This is a genomic window from Paraburkholderia sp. SIMBA_030 (genome assembly GCF_046535245.1).
Lineage (GTDB): Bacteria > Pseudomonadota > Gammaproteobacteria > Burkholderiales > Burkholderiaceae > Paraburkholderia.
Window position 1 is genome coordinate 1 of record NZ_JAWRXB010000211.1, and the last position, 326, is coordinate 326.

1 rRNA gene is annotated in these 326 nt (G+C 38.7%); it reads right to left on the bottom strand.

What is annotated here, in order from left to right:
* Positions 1-173: 173 nt before the first annotated feature.
* Positions 174-326, bottom strand: a 23S ribosomal RNA gene (locus SB772_RS39710); the annotation flags it as partial.

The following is a 326-nucleotide window of genomic DNA, read 5'->3' on the forward strand; positions in this document are numbered from 1 at the left end:
GTCTGTTATTTTTATTGTTTGACTATAAATTTTACTTTTTAGTCGATCAACTTGTAACCTAACTGAATCAAGGTTAAAGGTGATATCGAAATATTCTTTCTTTATTCTATAAGCCACTACAGCTTATACAAGATAGATTAATTAGACTTGTATACAAACCACTTGGGTGTTGTATGGTCAAGCCAAACGAGCAATTAGTACAGGTTAGCTACACGCATCGCTGCACTTCCACACCCTGCCTATCAACGTCCTAGTCTTGAACGGCTCTTTAGGGAAATCTAATCTTGAGGTGGGCTTCCCGCTTAGATGCTTTCAGCGGTTATCCC